This window comes from Candidatus Bathyarchaeota archaeon, from assembly GCA_026014725.1.
In the GTDB taxonomy this organism is placed as follows: Archaea; Thermoproteota; Bathyarchaeia; order Bathyarchaeales; family Bathycorpusculaceae; genus Bathycorpusculum.
In genome coordinates this window covers 223,722-241,258 of record JAOZHV010000052.1, presented here as the reverse complement: position 1 = coordinate 241,258, position 17,537 = coordinate 223,722, and the positions used below count along the sequence as shown (strand labels likewise).

Sequence of the window (17,537 nt, the reverse complement as noted above, 5' to 3'; positions counted from 1 at the left end):
CGTCAGTCCACAGCCAGAAGCCACTGCCGCGCCCACAGAAACGCCGCCATCAGTAGCTGACATGTACTTTGTGCCCGCAATGGCCGGAGTAATAATCGCAATCATAGTAGTTGGCGCAATCCTAGCACTACTACTGCTCAAAAAACGCCCATAAAAAACACACAACAAAAACAACATTTCCCCTTTTTTGTTTTTGACATCTTGAGCCAGTATTTATCAGGTTTGGTGTTTGTTTATCCCGAAATTTGTAGAAGAGTTATTCTAATTTGCAGGTCACCAAATCATGTATAGATGGGTGATTGACTGAAATAATTAAACCGAAAAGGAGTCACCGTCACCATATAGGTTTCTCTTTCAATTATTGATATTGCGGAGTCGATGAAAAGTTCAGAAATCTGGTGAGACGAATGCGATTGAAATAGTATGGGTATCAGCTTGACTTTGTCTGCGCCTCCAGAGGTGAATGCTGAAAACTTGGATATTATTAGAACAGTGTTGGGTCAGTTAGCTAACTAGATAAATTTAGAGATGTTATTGAAACTAAAAAAGGGGAGGGAAGTTTTGTTTATGCCATGCTTATGGTCGTTTCCTTAATAGTAGCAGTGCTAGGATTGCGCCTATTACTATTATTGCCACTAAAATACCGATTGACATCGGTATGAAGTACATGTCAGCTACTGATGGCGGCGTTTCAGTTGGTGCAGCGCTAGCTGGTGGTGCTTCGTCAACAACGAAAGCAGTCTGAGCAGTCGATGGATAATACGCTTTAGATCCACCGAATGTTGCTAGTACAGTGTACTTGCCTGGAATATCTGGTTCCCAAGCGAAACTGTAGAAGCCAGTTCCATCGCTTGTTGTGGTGCCGATGTTTCTATAGTTGCCGTTAGCGTCGATGACATCGATAGTTACTGGGACTCCGGTTACATTTGCTGGGCAACTGAATTGTTTGTAGACGTATAGCATCCAGTCGCTTTGGCTCTCGTCAGAAACTGCTGCAACACCATTGGGGAACCGCATTGCTATAGCCGAGTCCTTGGTGCCTGGGGAAATGTCAGTGACGGTGCCTTTTATGATGACAGATTTGCCGAGTTCTACTGAAACATCCGGTGCAGTAGCGGTTATTGCGCTTGGGCCTTTACCGATAGCGTACACGCGTTGGTCATAGGTGTCCATGGTTGCTATGATGCTGTCGCCGATAATCGCGTTGCCACCCCAACGAGTCTGACGGAACATACCATTAACACGCCAAATTACGCTACCATCAGTAGCATTTAGGCAGATGAATGGTGCACCGCGCGGTAGTGGGTTCTCAGCTGAGTGTTCAAGAGTACCAACGTAAAGTTTTCCGTCGGCAATCAAGGATATCCAGCCCCACCAGTTCTCGCCGGTGACTGGTTCATTGTATGGGTCTGTCAGTTCATATGTCCAGTCTGTTTTGCCTGTCTTGAGGTCGTAGGCATATAGTATGCCTGAGACACCTGTTGAGTAGAGGTGGTCATAAGCAAAGTACCATGTGTGTTCGACGTTGCCCCATCCATAGGCGTTTGCGTAGTGTTCTGATTCGGTTTGCCACAGGTATTCTCCGGTTTCAGTGCTAAAGGCATAGTGCTTTCTGAGTTCTTTGTTCCATATTGCAATGACGCCGTTTTTAGCTTCGTTCGTTGCGCCTACGTAGTGTAGAGTGTTGGAGCCTTCTAGCCATTCAGCTGGTGCTTTCCATGTTTTGTCAAATAACAATTGGCCGCGTCGTCCTGGTTCAGTGCTTACTGCCCATACTCGTACCTGTGTAAGATTGAATACCACTGACATTACTCTGTCTGGAAAAACCTTCAATATTGGTGTAAAGAATGATGAGCTAGCTGCTAATCCGGCTGGGATAGTAACGTTCCATGAGTAGCTTCTCGGGTCTGTTCCAACTAATCCTTTCGTTGTATTCAATGATCCTCCGTGTGCTGTGTTGCCCCAACTGCCATAGTCAGGAGTACCGATAACCGCATTCTGAAGACCGCAGTCAGTTGAGTTCCAAAGAGCTAACCAGCGATTAGCATAGTCAATTTGGTAGAGTAGGATTTCACCCTTTGGACCACGTGCTCTAACGCCTGAAGGCATGTTTGTAATTCTCATCTGTTCATTGCCAGTGAAGGGGTCATATGCAATCCAAGTGTTACCAACGACTGACCAGATGTAGGTGAATACACCGTCATAGTTGTAGCTGTCGAACCAGAATACTTGACCGAAAGATAGTACAGTGTTGTTTCTGAACAACCATTCTTCGCCAGTGTGCAGATCAATTGCGATGATTGCTGGGGCAGTTTCCCTTCTGCTGTCTGTTCTTTGGTAGTAGAGGATTCCGTTTAGAATCACTGAGCCTGGGAATTTGCCTTCGTAAGCGTCTCCTGTCTCAGATGTTGCTGGAATTCCGTCTTCGCCAAACAGGCCTCCTGCTAAGCCTCCAGTTGTCAATGGTCTTGCCCATAGAACGTGAGCAGTTTCTGGTGCATCGTCGTTGTAGAGGGCTAGCGAGTTGTCTGGTCTTTCAACCCAGTTGCCTGAGATTGAGTACCACGACCTTAGTTGTGGGTCTATTGGTCGGCTCCAGTATTCTGCTGGAAGAGGTTGATCTGGATAGAATCGTGTTGGTTCTTCATTTACAATAAGATCTATCGTTTCACTCGTACTTGCTTGCATTATAGTGCCTGCAGCGATAAACGCGCCTGATTCATAGTTGAGGAAACCTACAGGGTTTGTTTGCTGTGGGAAGTGTGTTGTCAGCTTATATGTTCCGACCTGTGTAGGTGTATATATTGTGAAGGTTGCGCCTGTTGAGTCAGTTTTGAACGGCCCGAGCGTCTCTGTTGTATTGTCAGGTCTAACAACGGTTACTGTTACACCTGTCCAACCGTAGTTTACGGATGCTGCTTGCTGCAGAATCCCTGTTCTGATTAAGGTTTGCTCGCCTCGCCCGACTGGGTTTGGAATGGCTTCGATGATAGGATAGGTTTTCATGGTAGGTGTTGCCTGTGCATTGACAGTTATTGGTAAAGTTGTAACTATCGTTGATACAAAAGCGAAAAGTAACAGCACTGCTATTGTTTTCTTAAAGTGCATTTTTATTTTCTCCCTAAATTGGTTAACCAAGCAAAAGCTATGCGAAATATTGCTTGGCTGACTATATAATCACTATTTTGGATTTATAAGTGTTATGACAATTGATTGAAAATAATGATAAATAAAAAAATGCAACTGCACATAGAATTTTGTCACCCAAAAAACAACCCGTAAAAAACCGCATAGTGCTTCAAATAAGCAAAAACGAGAATAAAAAAGTGATTTATATAGGGGGATAGGCTCTACTGGCAGAGCAACAAATTGTCTACAATAGCGCCTTTTAGGCTTTAATGAGAAACATATAAAGAGTCAGTTTGAGCCAGTCTCAATAACTTTGATGATGCTGTTTGTGGAGTTTATCCACCTTAAATAAGCGTTTAATGTTGCACGCAGGGCAACCGTGTCGTCTGCCTCAACCTTCAACAGAAGCACCAAGCCGTCTTTTTCTAGTTTTACGTTCGCTCTTCTGGTTGGTGGAACATCTGCTTCTGGTTTTAGGGCATTAAGAAGCGTGGTTAATTGTTTTTCTGAGGTAAACTTTAAGCATACATTAGCCTTTGCGCTTGTTACCATCCAGTGCCCCCTCTAGAAGGGAAGTTGATCATGGTAATAAATTAAAACTAAAAAAAGGAAATAAGAAAATGGTTTATTCGACTTCTTCTTCAGTTGCCGATTCAACGCCAGCAGATTTCAATTCTTCTTCAACTGGCGCACCTTTTGCTGCACGTTTAGCCACAGCGCCCAGTTTGGTTGTTGGAGTGTATGCTCCGCCTGCAAAAGTGAAACTGCATTTCTGGCATTTCCAGACCCCAACGCTTTGACGTCTTACACGTACAAAGCCGCATTGTGGGCACCTGTGTGGTCTCTTGAGTTCAGTGATTACTTTAACATAGCGTTTTCTTACTGTGGCACCGTAACGTGTTCCTAAACCTCTTGTTGGACCAACTTTTTTTGTTTTCGGCAACTTTTTCACCAGTTGAGTTTCTTGCGCAGTTCAGCTGCTTTGTCTTGAGCAATCTTTAAGGCTTCTAAAATCTGTTGTGGTGTGAAATAGCTTGAGCCACCTTTCTGAATGGCACAGATGTTACCGTCTTCATTGATAGCAAAAGTAATTCGTGAATCCATAACTTGTTCTTCTTCTAGCCAAGGGTCAACAATTAGGTTATTGTTAATCTTGCCAATAGTAACCGTTATGGGGTGACTTTTAATCGGTAGCGGAGTGTAACCCTGCTTGATTGTTAGCTCGCCATCTTTAATCTCGTAGTTAGGCATCTTTGTATTCATAAGTGCAGCCATAGCTGCTAATGCAGAAGCATCAATCAAGTTTCCGTCATAATTGAGTACATAAACGTCCACGAAAACAACGAAAACTTTCTTGCCTGGCTCAATGCATAACTTTTCACTGTCGATGGCTTTTGACTCTCTGATTCCTCTGTCAACTACTCGTGCTAATTCGATAGAGTTTTCGTCTGGTGGACCTGGCTCAAAGGTCGGTGAAGCAAGCGGCACTAGCTCGGCGTTTACGGTTAAAACGCCTTCGTTTGGTGTGTCTGGGAATGGTTCGCCAGTTTCTACTTTTACTCCAACAATAACTTCAGTTTTTCCAAGTAAGACTCTAGCTGAACCTTCAGCGCGTTCAATTAGTCCTTGTTCGATTTTGATTTCTCGGTAATCGCGCAGTCCTCTGTCGTCTAGACGTTTTCCTTTTTCAAGGAGTTGTTCAATCTGCTTTAGTCTAACCTTAGTTACAAGTGATGACATTACTCTTCAACCTCCTTAACCACCATGTACTTTGTTTTTAACGCTTCCTTCTGGAGCTCATAGATCTTCTTGCAACCATCCATAGCCATGTTCACTGCTTTTTCAAATTCAGCGGGCGTAAGAATGCCATCCATCTGGAGAAGTGTAACAGCATTCAAACTAGGCATGAAAGCAAAAGGAACATCTGCGGCACCAAGCTTGTCTTCAGCATCGTAAAGGTCAACAACCACTGTGTCATCAACTTTGCCAGCGGCACAAGCAACAACCAAGTCGCGCATGGGAACACCAGCATCAGCGATTGCTAGGGCTGCTGCAGTGATACTTGCGCATCTTGTTCCGCCGTCTGCTTGCAGGACTTCCACGAAAACATCTACGCCTGTTCTTGGGTAAAGTTCCAAAAATAGTGCTGGTTCTAATGATTCTTTTATGACTTTGGATAGTTCAACTTCTCGTCTGGATGGTGCAGGTGATTTTCGTTCCTGTACGGAGAATGGCGCCATGTGGTATCTGCAGCGTAGAACCATGCGGTCTGGCTGTGCTAAGTGTTTAGGATGCATTTCTCTTGGACCAAATGCAGCCGCTAAGATCTTGTTTTTTCCGTGTTCAACATAGGCTGATCCATCAGCGTTTGAAAGTACGCCTACTTGAAGTTTTACAGGTCGAAGTTCATCCGCTTTTCTGCCATCTGAACGGATGCCTTTTTTATCAATTAATTTTTCAATTTTTTTCTCATTCATTACTATTTTCCTCCACTTTAACTGATTTGTGTTCTTTCAGCAACTGTGTGATGCGATCTGTTAGACCGCTCGTATGGGATTCTTCCTCGATTTTTTTGATTGCGGCAATTGCGAGTTCTTCGTCTTCTATGTTTTTTCCTGTGACTAGTACAACTCCGTTGAGTCCTAGAATAATTTGGCAGTTTGTCTCCTGTTTTATCATTGAAATCATGGAGCCTTTTCGGCCTATCACTCTAGGAATCTTGGTTGGTGTCACTCTGAGGATTTGCCCACGTGTTATTTTTCCTAATCCCGGTTCCCCAACTGTGAGTTGTGGGTCGTGGGCTCTGTCGTAGGAAGCTATTTTTGCCACAATTAGGTCTCCTGCGTTTAGGACTTGGGATAGTTCATCGTTTTGAGGCTTAAATGGCCTGCTTAAAACGTCTGATGCACGTAGGAGTGCGCTGTAGGGTGATCTGATGTCGACTGTCCAGCCGTTGAATCCGACTTCGACGACTGTTCCTATAACTATGTCACCTACTTTGGGCACGTAAAAAGCCCGAAGTGCAACAACGTTTATTTTTTTATTGTCGCTGTCTACAAGTCCAATTCTTTGGGCGTAGATTTTGTTTGCTTCCATATACGTGTTTTCGCCTGGTAAGTAATCGCCTTCAGCGAGTAATTCCCCAGGCGTTACGAGCTGTTTTTTTTCAAAGAATGTTGGCATAAAATTTCACCTTCGTTTTCCATTAATTTTTTATGAAATTATTTTTGCTTCTCCACTTCCTTTGGTTACGTTGCCGAGTTTGTTTAGCAACGAAGCGTATGACCCAGCTGGCAATTCTAGTTCGCCATACCATGAGCCGTCTGAGCGCCATTCTTCCCGTTTTATGGTTCCTAAGGTTTTGATTGTGCCATAAGCTCTTGCTGAGTGTTCGGCTGGGATTCTGACGGCTACTGTTATTTGTTCTATTTTGAGGGGCAGGATGGGTCTTAGGAGTTTGACTATGTCTCTGGCTTGTTCTTCTACTGGTTTGTAGGGGTCGATTTGGTAGCGGATTTGTTCCATGGCGTTTTCTATGCGCATGGGTGGGTGTGGCAGGTTGGTTTTTGGGTCTACTGCTTGGCGGGAGATGAAGTCTACTACTTGTTTTCGTTTGTCTTCGACCATTTTGCGTCTTTGGTCGGTTGTTAGTTGCAGGGTTCCTTTTTTGAGGATTTCATCTGCGATTTTTAGGGTATCTACTGTTTTGAAGGCTTTGCGCATTGATTCTTCTGAGACTTTAGTGCCTTTGTTGGCGTCTGAGAAGATTATGTCTGCTGCTAGAACGTCTGTTATTGAGGAAAGTTTACCGTTGCGATAATCTAGTGCTTTTTGAGGTTTGATTAGAATCTCAAAATGCTCATTCTCTCTTGTGAGACGTGCAACAGTGAACTTTTCACTCATTAGGTTTTCACTTGCTTGAACCCAGCTCTTTGATGTAGTCGTCTACAGTACTGTCGTTTAGCATTTCCATTTTCTTTGTTGCTGAGGGTATGATTGCTATTTTGATTCTTGGTGGCAATTGGCGTGCCTCGAGGGCTTTGACTAGGCATTTTACGGCTAGTTTTATGCTTTTGTCTAGGGTTAGGTCTTCTTTGTATTCGTCTTTTAGGATGTTTATGACGGTGTCTCTTCCTGCGCCTAGTGCGGTGGCTTTGTAGCCTCTGTAGGTTCCGCTTGGGTGTGTTCCGAATACGCGTGTGCCTGTTTTGTCGACTCCTCCGAAGATGATGCTTACGCCGAATGGTCTGACTCCTGCGTGTTGGGTGTACATTTGTTGGATATCGCAGATGCGTTTGGTTACGACTTCTACATCGATGGGTTCATCGTAGGTTAGTTTGTTGCTTTGAGCGTAGATTCGTGCTTGGTCGATTAGGATTCTTGCATCTGAGCTTAAGCCGACGATGGCTGCTCCTATGTGGTCATCTACTCGAAAGATTTTCCATGAGTAGCCTGCTTCTTCGAGGACTTCTATGTTTTCTTCGGAGCCTAGAACTAGTCCTTCGGATGTTTGGATGCCTATTATGGTGGCTCCTCGGTTGACTAGTTCCATTGCGTATTCGACTTGGAAGAGTCTTCCGTCTGGTGAAAAAACGGTTATTGCGCGGTCATATGCTCCTGGTGCTGCAAATACGGACATAATTTAACCTCATTTAGACTCTTGACTTTTTCACAGTCTCATATAATAACTACACTAAAAACCTTTCCTATAAAAGCAAAAATTAATTTGTTCAAGTTCGGCTGTTTGCGGCTGATTCCAGCATATAAAAGCATTAAAGATTCATCGTTTGGAACGATGGCTTTCTTTTTTTCTATACCCCCCTTATTTATACTATAAAGAGGGCGCGGTTTGTTGCTCTGCAGCTACCCCCATCCCCCTATATAAAGCGGCGATTTCAACATGCTTTTGGATTGAAAAAGCGCCAACAGGATAGACCCCCTATAGGTGTAGTGCAATGGTTGACTATTAGGATCCAAATATGCTGGGCAGGTAGCAGAGTGGCATAAAAAAATACCTACCCCCTATAGGTTTCAACATAGAACCACTAATAGGATACAAATAGGCTCGCAAAAACAGACCCCTCTATAGTTTCTGCATAGATATCCTAATAGGCGGCAAATATGCCAAAAAAAAGGTTGTTGTTTGGATTGTCATCTGGCAATTGTCTCTTTGGTAATCAGGAATATGCCGATGGCTATTGTAATCAAGATTATGGTGCTTATTGGCGTGAAGGAGCAGGCGGCTTTGTAGCCTAAAAGGCAAGGTTTGCTTGCTTGCTCGTTTGGTATTAGAGTTTTGACGGCGGCAATGACTAAGATGAAGAGGACAACGTACACAACGATTGCTATTGCTTGCATTGTTTCACCTCCTGCTTTAATTCTTTGAGCAAATTCTTTCTCAAATTAATCCTCAAAGTTCCCTTGTCACCGATAATTTCAAGAATAACGTCATCTGCGAAAGCGGCTTGCACCAGCTTGCCTATCGTGCCTTCAACCAGAACCTTATCCTTGCAATCATTACCTAACTGGATAGTTTTAAGGTCAGACTTTGAATTGAGTTCTATAGAGAAGAAAAGCTCTGTTTCTTGGTTTACTTTCATTTTTTTCACACTATTAACTTGGCGCGAAAACTGATTACCTTTATTTGCTTACAATGTGCAATGATATACAATATTGTGAAAGCATTAACAACGGCGATGAAAAGATGAAGAACCCAGACATCGCAGGCTTATTCTATGAACTTGCAAGCGAAAGCAGATTCAGCATCCTCCAAGAGCTAAAAGAGAAAGATTGGAAGATGAATGACATCGCCCGCAAACTAGACTTAACCACAACGGAGACTTTTAGGCAACTGCAACGCTTAAGCGATGCCGCCCTCACGAAAAAACAGCCTGAAGGTACCTACACTATCACCGAATACGGCAGACTCCTCTTGGAATTCACATCACCTTTAGCGTTCCTACTCAAAAACAAACAGTACTTCTTGGCGCATGACCTAAGCCAACTTCCCCATCAGTTCATAATGAGGATAGATGAGCTATCACAAACGGAATTGATTCTAGGCATGGTTGAAAGCACCACAAAAATTTCGACCATGATAGGGCAAGCTAAACAGTACATGTGGGGAATCTCCCCCGAACCGCTTGTTCAACAGTTCGATTTCATTTCAAAAGAAGTACCAAAGGGCGCTGAGTACAGAATCCTTTCACCTCAACCGCCAGCAAAACTACCAAACCTTGAAAGCAGAACTCTCAGCGACCCCCCTCTAAGTATGGCAGTTACTGAAAAACAAGCTGCAGTGTGTTTTCGCTTGATTGGGGGAAAAGTAGACTATGCCAGCTTTTTTGGAGACGACCAAGCGTTCCGCACTTGGGCTAAAGACCTTTTTCTCTATTACTGGGAAAAAGCAAAACACATATAGCAACTGAGCCTCTTTTAGAGGCTTTATCTCTACAGTTTTTCAGCCACTGTTTCTTTTGCCCAGCCAGCGATGAACTCAACATTAAGCTTGGTTAGGTAGACGAGCGTTTCTAAACTGGTGTTTACGAGCGCTGCATAGGGCGTAAAGATGAATCTCGCAACGATTCGTCGGATGAGCTGGAAAAGCCTAAAGTGTCCATACCGCCGATACGAAATGCCTGTTGTAACATAGTTCTTAGATGTTCCCAGATGAGTCGCGCCCAAAAAAGGCAGCACTTTCCAGCGGTAACCCGTCTTCAGCACATAACGTTTAAAGTACTGGTCTTCACCGAAAAACACCTTCGGCGGATTATAGTTCTCCATGAGTTCTCTTCGAATGATGATGTTGTTGATGTGTGGATTAGTGTCCAGTTTGCTTAGGTTATACACTGTACCTACAACCCGCTCATAAGCTGCGGCATGCTTATTCTTGTGCACGGCAACTGTACCGATAGCGCCAACATCAGGCTCGATTGCTTGAGTGACCAACTGGAGCCAGTTGTCAGGCAGGAGCATGTCGTCGTCAACCATCGCCACCCACTCAGTCTTCGCCTGCAAAACCCCATGCTTACGTGCAATGCTAAGCGGTTTCTCATGAGTGTTAATTATCTGCCCTACACAAGGCATACGTCTGAGGATACGCATCAGAGTTGGGTTGGCTTCGTCTCTTGAAGGCACCACAACATCAACTTTCATGTCTGTGTCGGAGCAGGATGGCATAATGGCAATATGTTTTGTCTGGCAGTTAAAATAGTTTGTCGCAATGGGCGTATGTTTAATGCGGCTGAGAGACCAGCCGAAACTTACATGTTTAAGATTTTCGTAGCTTTTTGAGCAGCCCGCTTGTAGCTTCTCTTTGTAATCATGCCTTTCTGAATGCCATTGAGCAGTTGCAGAATCATGCCTTGCTTCACGTGCTCAACCATCTGCTCTTCACTAACGTTTGGTAACCGCATGCAATTGCCGATTTTAACGTTAAAGCTTGCCACACCAAACTTCTTAGCAATATCATGTAGCTTCGAGCCTATGATAGGGTTAGTTATTGACCAAGAAATGTATTCAATTAGGTTCTCTCTGAGGCACTTGCGAGCAAACTCTAGCGTATTGTTAACTTCTTCAGGCGTTTCATATTCCAGTTTGCCGTTTGCCTCCCACGCGTTGTAGAGCATTAAGAACCCGTAAACCTTGATACCGTACTTCTTTAAAAGCGCCAAAGTCCTCTCAGTATCCGCATGAGTAATATTCTTGCCTATGCCCGCTAGAACCCTATCATTGGCAGATTCTATGCCGATGTGAACCAGCCAAACATTGATGGCGCGCAACTTCTGCGCAAGCTCATCAGTTAGCTTATCAGCTCTGAGGTTGCATTGGAACACCATGCCTTTTAGGTTCAACTTCTCAATCTCATGGCAGACTTCCATGCACCACTTAATATCCACGTTAAAAGTATCTGACCGCAGATAGATTTCTCGAATACCCCTATCATAGAGATATTTAACTTCTTGAGCAATGTTCTGGGGCGACCGTTTCCTAATCCACGGTTTCTCAAGCTTCCACACGGGATTGGAGCAGAAAGTGCAGTAGTTAGGGCAACCGCGAATCGGCAAAAGATAAGCCATGCGTCGCTTCTTGCTTACTGCTATGTCGTAGTTGTCAAAATCCACCATTTCCCAAGCTGGGAAAAAATCTATGTCTTCTAGTAACGGTCGGACGCCGTTGTTTTTCTGTTGGTTAACGGTTCCCGCGATATCGGTTATGGGTTCTTTTGCCATGAATTTTTTGAGCAGTTCAGTGGTGGTTTCTTCGCCTTCGCCGATGATGCAAACATCAACTTTAGCGGTATTTAGCACATCTTGGGGGTCAACAGTTGGGTGTGCTCCGCCCGCAACCATGAGCATTTTCTGACCCAAACCTTTGACCTTGCTTATAGTTTCGTATGCAAGTTCTTTTCTGGGTGTACTGAAGGATATGGCGTAAACATCAGGCTGGATTTCCCTAACCTTTTGCAAGTGTTCTTTCATAGAAAGAAAAGGTTCAAGATAATAAAACTCCACATTTGGCAAGCGCTCTTTGGCGTAGCCGATAATATAGAGAATTCCAAGGTTAGGTGATTCGGTGACGGCTTCGCCTTTGGATTCACGACCAAACGGCGGGTCAGCAAAAACAACCTTAAGCTTCTTCTCATTAGGCGCCATGTTTTGTTCTTTCACCGAAAGTGCATTCCATAACGTACTTTCCATGCAGGCGTATATATTTTGCTACTTTGTCAGCGAAAACAAAAATGCCCACGAGTTAACAGGAATAAATAGGAAATCTTAAATTGCATACCAAACGATTTTCCCCTTAAACAGGGAAACCTATGGCAAAATTCCTCGTTATCCATCCGAACATTGACATTTACGGCGGCGGCGAACGCGTTGCTCACCACATACTCAAAGCCTTGGCAACTCACGGGCAGGATGTAGAACTGTTGACGTTTGAGTTTGACAAAAAACAATATGAACAGATTTTAGGCGACAAATTCCCTCAAATAAAGGTTCATGACTTAGGCAAAAGAATAGAAGCCGAGCCGCCTTTTTCAGTTTACAAAAGACGACGAAAAATAATCAAGGAACTAAGGAAATTCAAGCAAAACAGCATTTATGATTACACTTTTTCAACACAAACTTTCTCTGCCTTTGAGGCTGAACTCTTAGACAAAGCCAAAAAGAATTTAGCATATGTTCACTTTCCAGAAATCCACTACGATTACGCACATTCTAAACTAAGTAAAAGAATCTATCTGTGGCTCTACAAAAAATGGCTTGAACGCGGCATCGGTAAGTTGGACATGGTTTTCTGCAACAGCACCTACACCAAAGAAATGACGCAGAAGTACTGGGGCAAATTCGGAATCAGCGAACCCATCGTTGCTTACCCGCCCGTGGAAGACCGTTTCTGGAGCACCAAGCCGATAGAAGAGCGAGCTAAACGGATAATGTACATTGGCCGTTTTGTTCCACGCAAGAGGCATGAGTTGATGAAGCAGTTAGCACTCAGTTTTCCAGATTGGGAGTTTATGAGCATTGGAGCGTTAAGAGATACAGAAGAAGCATGGTTTGCCGAGTTCTCAAAAAACACGCCTGCAAACTATGTGCTAAAACCCAACCTGCTTGGAGACGACTTAATCAAACTTCTGCATGATTCAAGGATTTACTGCCACCTAATGGAGGGAGAACACTTCGGCATCGCCCCAATGGAAGCCATAGCAAGTGGATGCATAACACTGGTCCACAACAGCGGAGGCAGCAGAGAGCTTATACCAGAAGAATTCCGATGGACAACGTTCGAGGACTTGAAAGAAAAAATAAGCCAATTGACCTCTTCACCCAACGAGCCAGCGTTGTGGAAGAACAAAAAACAGGAATTACGGGAGAAAATCTCAATCTTAAAACCACAGCATTTTCAGGATCAGATATGGTCACACACGCAATCGCTCCTGCGCACACAGAAAAACGATGCACCATAAAAAAATGTCAAAGTTGAAGGATTGATGAAAGTCTATACTTACCGAGTTTGCTCGGATAGTTTAGCATGTTAGTAAAGCTTCATTAACTTCAACTAAAATAACGCTAACAACAATCAGGTTGAAGCACCTTGACGAAATTCCTTGTGGTTCACGCATACCTTGACATTTATGGGGGAGGCGAAAGAGTCTGCCATAACGTCATAAAAACTCTACTCACCCATGGGCAAAACGTGGAACTACTAACTTTTGACTTCGACGCGTCAAGATACAAGGATATTGTGGGCGAACCATTCCCCGAAGAGGTGACCATTCACTCATTAGGCAAACGCATAGAAACCAAACCGCCCTTCACCATCTACAAAAGACACCGCAACTTTGTCAAGCTACTAAAAAAATTCCGCAACCAGATAGACTATGATTACCTGTTCTCAACACAGTCATCTTCTCCGTTTGAACCTGTATTCTTAAACAAAGCCAAAAAGAACATAGCATACGTCCACTTCCCAGAAATTCACCATGACTATGCTCGCTCAGGATTGAAAAGGAAAGTTTACCTTTGGCTGTTCAAGCGGTGGGTTGAGCAAGGCATCGGCAAGTTGGACATGGTCTTCTGCAACAGCAGCTACACCAAAGAAGCCATCATGAAATATTGGCGCAGCCACGGCGTCAAAGAACCCCTTGTCGTATATCCGCCCGTAAATCTGGACAAGTTCTGGTGTGACAAGCCGCTTAACCAGAGGCACAGACGCGTCGTATACGTTGCCCGCTTCATTCCTGCCAAACGGCATGAAATCCTCAAACGCTTAGCAGGCGACTTGCCCGACATCGAGTTCGTCAGCATCGGAGGCGTCATTGAAGGCGACAAGCCGTGGCTGGAAGCATTCTCAAAGGACATGCCACCCAACTACACTTTGAAGACAAATCTGCCCAGTGTCGAACTCGTAGAAACGCTTCAAAATTCCCGTGTCTACGTGCATCTTATGGAGGGGGAACACTTCGGCATCGCACCCATTGAAGGGTTAGCCAGCGGATGCGTCACCTTGGTGCATAACAGCGGCGGCATGGAGGAATTTTTACCTGACGAGTACCGCTGGGATACCTATGAGGACTTAAAAGCGAAAATTCTCAACAATGTAACCGAACAGTCAAGCGAGAATTGGGAAAACAAACGCAAACAATTGTGGAGTAAAATCTCGATTCTAAACCCCAAAACCTTTGAGAACAATATTTGGAGTCATGTGGAATCTTTAATACAACAACCCTAACCCAACAAGATGAACAAATCTATGATGTTGCAGTTTTGTGGGCAAAACAAGTATTATCGTGTATTGGATTCCATGCTGTTTAAGAGGAATAGATAAATTTTCATAAACCAACACAATAAACAATAAATTCAAACCTCATTTGCAAGAAAAATGGAGAAAACCTTTGTGGCTACGCAGGAAGCAAACATAAGAATCCGCATAGACGTTGATTACCCCTACGCGTCCCGACCGAAAAGCTTCTTAGCGGTAGCGCTTAGGCGAAAAAGCAAAACAAGCCCAGCCTATCTTCAAAACGCTCGTGTCATCGCTACAATGATTAACGATTCGCCAAAAAAAGTGCATGCCTACTGGTTCTTCACACCCTACACTATTCCTGATAAACGCCTGCTTGATTTGCTTAACCCTGAGCGTCATGAGGTAGCGTTGCATGTTGCCACTCGCCCCTATGAGGAGTGGAAAACCCTAGAGAAAGAAACCAACCGAACAATCAAATATTACACTATCCACGGCACCAAGCACCTGATTATGCGGATACTGTGGGGACGCAAACTAGACGAGAGCCAAGCCAAAATCCCTCCTGATTTCCCACTCATTTCTTTCCATGACGCAGAAAAAGTCGGTAAAACGTTTGGAGTGGACGCAATACTTAGTAATCACGATGTGGAAGAAAGCAAAAGGATAGCGGAAGAGTGGATTAAGAAAAATTTTATTTTGTCTATTCATCCAGAATGGCTATTCCAAAAAAAAGGTCGCCGACCACCTTACTATGAGGTTCTAAGGAGCGTTTTAGCGGTAGACGAAGAACTCAAAAACATACATATACACAAGAGGTTTTTCGCGCGGGTTGCACGTAACATCCAAGAATACCTATACGACCTTAACGTGACACCAGCGTTGATTGAGAAACTGCGAGGCCGAGGCGTAGATATCCTTACATTTTTGGACCGCCGATGGTGCTGCCCCATTAGTAACCCATCGGCCGACTGGATACGAGAAGAAGACAACGTTGCATTACTAGAGATAACTGATTATGAGAAGTGGTGGAGTGACACCGGCAAAAAAACCCGCAACATGGTACGCAAAGCTGAGAAAAGTGGTGTAAGCGTCTCTGTTGTGGAACCCAGCGAAGAATTAGCTGTGGGCATCTATAAAATCTATAATGAAACGCCAATCCGCCAAGAACGCGCGTTCCCCCATTACGGTGAATCACTCGAAACCGTACGTGTTAACATGTACGCCGCCCAGAACAACACATTCATCACTGCTGTATTAGACGGGGAAATCTTGGGTTTCATCCAGTTGCTCTACGGCGACCACATCGCAATCGTCTCAAACATACTTTCATTACAGAAGCATTGGGATAAAGCCCTAAACAACGCTCTGTTAGCAAAAGCAGTTGAAGTCTGCGCATCCAAAGGCGAACGGTGGCTTATGTATGGCAGAATAGGCAATCACCCCTCGCTTGACAAGTTCAAAAACAACCATGGCTTCGTCAAGTTTCCCATAAACCGCTACTACATACCGCTTACAAGCAAAGGCAGAACAGCCGTACGCTTGGGGTTACATAGGGAACTAAAAGATGCCTTGCCGAGTTCAATTAAGTATCCGCTTTTTCCAATTGTTAACTGGGTAAGCAGGACCAAAGTATGGCTTAAACTGCGCCTAAAGAAACTAAAGTAGAAGACCAGCCAAAAGGTTATTCAAATCTTGCCTTGTTTTTACGCCTCGAAAAATTGCTTTTCCACTCGTGTAGAGGCGGAAAGACATGTCTTGAAAGGTTAATTCAAAAATTATGCCTGCAATCGTGTTCTTGAGTTTGGCTTTCTTTAAGATGTTGGCGATGGCTTCATCCTTCTTTTCATACTTGAAAACAACAATTACGTCGCTTTCTGCACCGCATGTTCCTTCAATGCGCGCCACATAGTCATCAATTGAGGGCATTAGAGTTTGTCCAGCTCCTTTAGGACTTCAATGAAGCGGTCAATTTCCTCGGTTGTATTGTATAAGTAAAAGCTTGCCCTAGCTGAGGAATGCAACTTGAGAATTTGTTGATGCAGAGGTTGTGCACAGTGGTAGCCGCTCCGCATCATTATGCCAAAGTTATCGCAGAATAACGCAACGTCATGCGAGGACATTCCCTTAACGCTGAAAGGAATAATGCCGCATTTTTTTGAGAGGTCACTTGGACCATAAACGGTAACTTTACTGCACTCCCTCATGCGCTCAACTGCATATTTAGTGAGCGCTTTTTCATGACTCAAAATGTTATCCATGCCCAAGCCCTCCAAGTATGCTATTGCTGCGCCTAAACCGACGGCACCTGCAATGTTAGGTGTACCAGCCTCAAACTTCCAAGGCAAATCATTAAAAGAAACACTACAGCGCCCACTATCTTGGCTAAACTCGACTTCCCGTATCATTTCGCCTCCGCCCTCGAAAGGCGGCATTTTTTCCAAAAGTTCTTTTTTGCCGTAGAGAACTCCGATGCCTGTGGGTCCGAGCATTTTATGACCTGAAAACACCAAGAAATCTACACCTAAATCCTGAACGTTCACAGGCATGTGTGGAACAGACTGGGCACCATCAGCCAATACCAAAGCGCCATTGTCATGGGCGATCTTGGCAATTCTTTTAATGTCGTTTATTGCGCCTGTGACGTTTGAGACGTGGCTTAAGCTAACAATCTTTGTTTTGCTGGAGAACTCGTTCTCGAAATCTGTGTAGTTGAGCGTGCCGTCCTCGTTTAAGTCGGCGTATTTTACGGTGAAATCCCCTCGTTTAGAAGTGACTTCCCACGGAACTATATTGCTGTGATGCTCCATAAGAGAAACTAGAACTTCGTCACCCTTGCCAAGGTTGCTTAGCCCCCAAGAGTACGCTACCAAGTTTATTGCTTCAGTTGTGCCCCTGACGAAAACGATTTCAGCTGGGTCTTTGGCGTTGATAAATTTTGCGACTTTCTCCCGTGCCTTCTCATACAGGTCAGTTGCCTCCATAGAAAGCGTGTGGACTGCACGGTGTACATTACCATTGTGGTTTTGATAGTAATCGGTTACGGCGTCGATGACTTGACGAGGCTTTTGAGTTGTGGCAGCGTTGTCAAAGTAGATTAGTGGATTGCCGTTAATTGTCCTTTTCAGAATAGGAAAGTCGCTGCGAATCGCTTGAATATCCAC

18 protein-coding genes are annotated in these 17,537 nt (G+C 44.2%); 4 read left to right on the top strand and 14 right to left on the bottom strand.

The window, feature by feature from the left end; translation table 11 throughout:
- Positions 1-576 precede the first annotated feature (576 nt).
- The 10 genes from NWE95_11710 to NWE95_11665 all read right to left on the bottom strand — a co-directional run bounded on the left by NWE95_11710 (position 577) and on the right by NWE95_11665 (position 8,729).
- Positions 577-3,108, bottom strand: a complete 2,532-nt coding sequence (locus NWE95_11710) for a PQQ-binding-like beta-propeller repeat protein (GenBank protein ID MCW4004565.1) — start codon at positions 3,106-3,108, stop codon at positions 577-579.
- Between the two features lie 309 nt (positions 3,109-3,417).
- On the bottom strand, positions 3,418-3,681 hold the full coding sequence (locus NWE95_11705; GenBank protein MCW4004564.1) for a KEOPS complex subunit Pcc1: 264 nt from the start codon (positions 3,679-3,681) through the stop codon (positions 3,418-3,420).
- Positions 3,682-3,754: 73 nt separating this feature from the next.
- Positions 3,755-4,072: a 50S ribosomal protein L37ae gene (locus NWE95_11700; GenBank protein ID MCW4004563.1), complete on the bottom strand. Its 318-nt coding sequence runs from the start codon at positions 4,070-4,072 to the stop codon at positions 3,755-3,757.
- 5 nt (positions 4,073-4,077) lie between these two features.
- A complete protein-coding gene (gene rrp42, locus NWE95_11695) occupies positions 4,078-4,869 on the bottom strand; it encodes an exosome complex protein Rrp42 (protein ID MCW4004562.1) in 792 nt (263 codons plus the stop codon).
- Entirely contained in the window at positions 4,869-5,606 is a 738-nt protein-coding gene (rrp41, locus tag NWE95_11690; protein MCW4004561.1) for an exosome complex exonuclease Rrp41, read from the bottom strand. The genes rrp42 and rrp41 overlap by 1 nt, the downstream gene beginning before the upstream one ends.
- The gene (gene rrp4, locus NWE95_11685) at positions 5,599-6,312 is read right to left on the bottom strand and encodes an exosome complex RNA-binding protein Rrp4 (GenBank protein ID MCW4004560.1); all 714 of its coding nucleotides are present in this window, start codon (positions 6,310-6,312) and stop codon (positions 5,599-5,601) included. Before rrp4 ends, rrp41 begins: the two co-directional genes overlap by 8 nt.
- 30 nt (positions 6,313-6,342) lie before the next feature.
- Positions 6,343-7,032: a ribosome assembly factor SBDS gene (locus NWE95_11680; protein MCW4004559.1), complete on the bottom strand. Its 690-nt coding sequence runs from the start codon at positions 7,030-7,032 to the stop codon at positions 6,343-6,345.
- A gap of 7 nt (positions 7,033-7,039) precedes the next feature.
- The gene (locus NWE95_11675) at positions 7,040-7,768 is read right to left on the bottom strand and encodes an archaeal proteasome endopeptidase complex subunit alpha (protein ID MCW4004558.1); all 729 of its coding nucleotides are present in this window, start codon (positions 7,766-7,768) and stop codon (positions 7,040-7,042) included.
- 512 nt (positions 7,769-8,280) lie between these two features.
- Positions 8,281-8,487, bottom strand: a complete 207-nt coding sequence (locus NWE95_11670) for a hypothetical protein (protein ID MCW4004557.1) — start codon at positions 8,485-8,487, stop codon at positions 8,281-8,283.
- Entirely contained in the window at positions 8,475-8,729 is a 255-nt protein-coding gene (locus NWE95_11665; protein MCW4004556.1) for a hypothetical protein, read from the bottom strand. The genes NWE95_11670 and NWE95_11665 overlap by 13 nt, the downstream gene beginning before the upstream one ends.
- 104 nt (positions 8,730-8,833) lie before the next feature.
- Here NWE95_11665 and NWE95_11660 point away from each other — a divergent pair, with 104 nt between their 5' ends.
- Positions 8,834-9,550, top strand: coding sequence for a DUF1724 domain-containing protein (locus NWE95_11660; protein MCW4004555.1), 717 nt, complete (start codon positions 8,834-8,836; stop codon positions 9,548-9,550).
- A 29-nt stretch (positions 9,551-9,579) separates the two neighbouring features.
- Here the strand turns inward: NWE95_11660 and NWE95_11655 are convergent, their stop codons facing one another.
- On the bottom strand, positions 9,580-10,308 hold the full coding sequence (locus NWE95_11655) for a glycosyltransferase family 2 protein (protein MCW4004554.1): 729 nt from the start codon (positions 10,306-10,308) through the stop codon (positions 9,580-9,582).
- An 83-nt stretch (positions 10,309-10,391) separates the two neighbouring features.
- Positions 10,392-11,783 carry a B12-binding domain-containing radical SAM protein gene (locus NWE95_11650; protein ID MCW4004553.1) on the bottom strand — a complete coding sequence of 464 codons (1,392 nt, stop codon included), beginning with the start codon at positions 11,781-11,783 and terminating at the stop codon, positions 10,392-10,394.
- Between the two features lie 164 nt (positions 11,784-11,947).
- On the opposite strand from NWE95_11650, the gene NWE95_11645 reads away from it, so the two are divergent.
- The 3 genes from NWE95_11645 to NWE95_11635 all read left to right on the top strand — a co-directional run bounded on the left by NWE95_11645 (position 11,948) and on the right by NWE95_11635 (position 16,041).
- The gene (locus NWE95_11645; GenBank protein MCW4004552.1) at positions 11,948-13,096 is read left to right on the top strand and encodes a glycosyltransferase family 4 protein; all 1,149 of its coding nucleotides are present in this window, start codon (positions 11,948-11,950) and stop codon (positions 13,094-13,096) included.
- Between the two features lie 128 nt (positions 13,097-13,224).
- A complete protein-coding gene (locus NWE95_11640) occupies positions 13,225-14,361 on the top strand; it encodes a glycosyltransferase (protein ID MCW4004551.1) in 1,137 nt (378 codons plus the stop codon).
- Positions 14,362-14,526: 165 nt separating this feature from the next.
- The gene (locus NWE95_11635) at positions 14,527-16,041 is read left to right on the top strand and encodes a hypothetical protein (GenBank protein ID MCW4004550.1); all 1,515 of its coding nucleotides are present in this window, start codon (positions 14,527-14,529) and stop codon (positions 16,039-16,041) included.
- Here NWE95_11635 and NWE95_11630 read toward each other — a convergent pair.
- Positions 16,033-16,302: a hypothetical protein gene (locus NWE95_11630; GenBank protein MCW4004549.1), complete on the bottom strand. Its 270-nt coding sequence runs from the start codon at positions 16,300-16,302 to the stop codon at positions 16,033-16,035. The two genes, NWE95_11635 and NWE95_11630, sit on opposite strands and share 9 nt — an antisense overlap.
- Entirely contained in the window at positions 16,302-17,537 is a 1,236-nt protein-coding gene (locus NWE95_11625) for a cysteine desulfurase (protein ID MCW4004548.1), read from the bottom strand. The genes NWE95_11630 and NWE95_11625 overlap by 1 nt, the downstream gene beginning before the upstream one ends.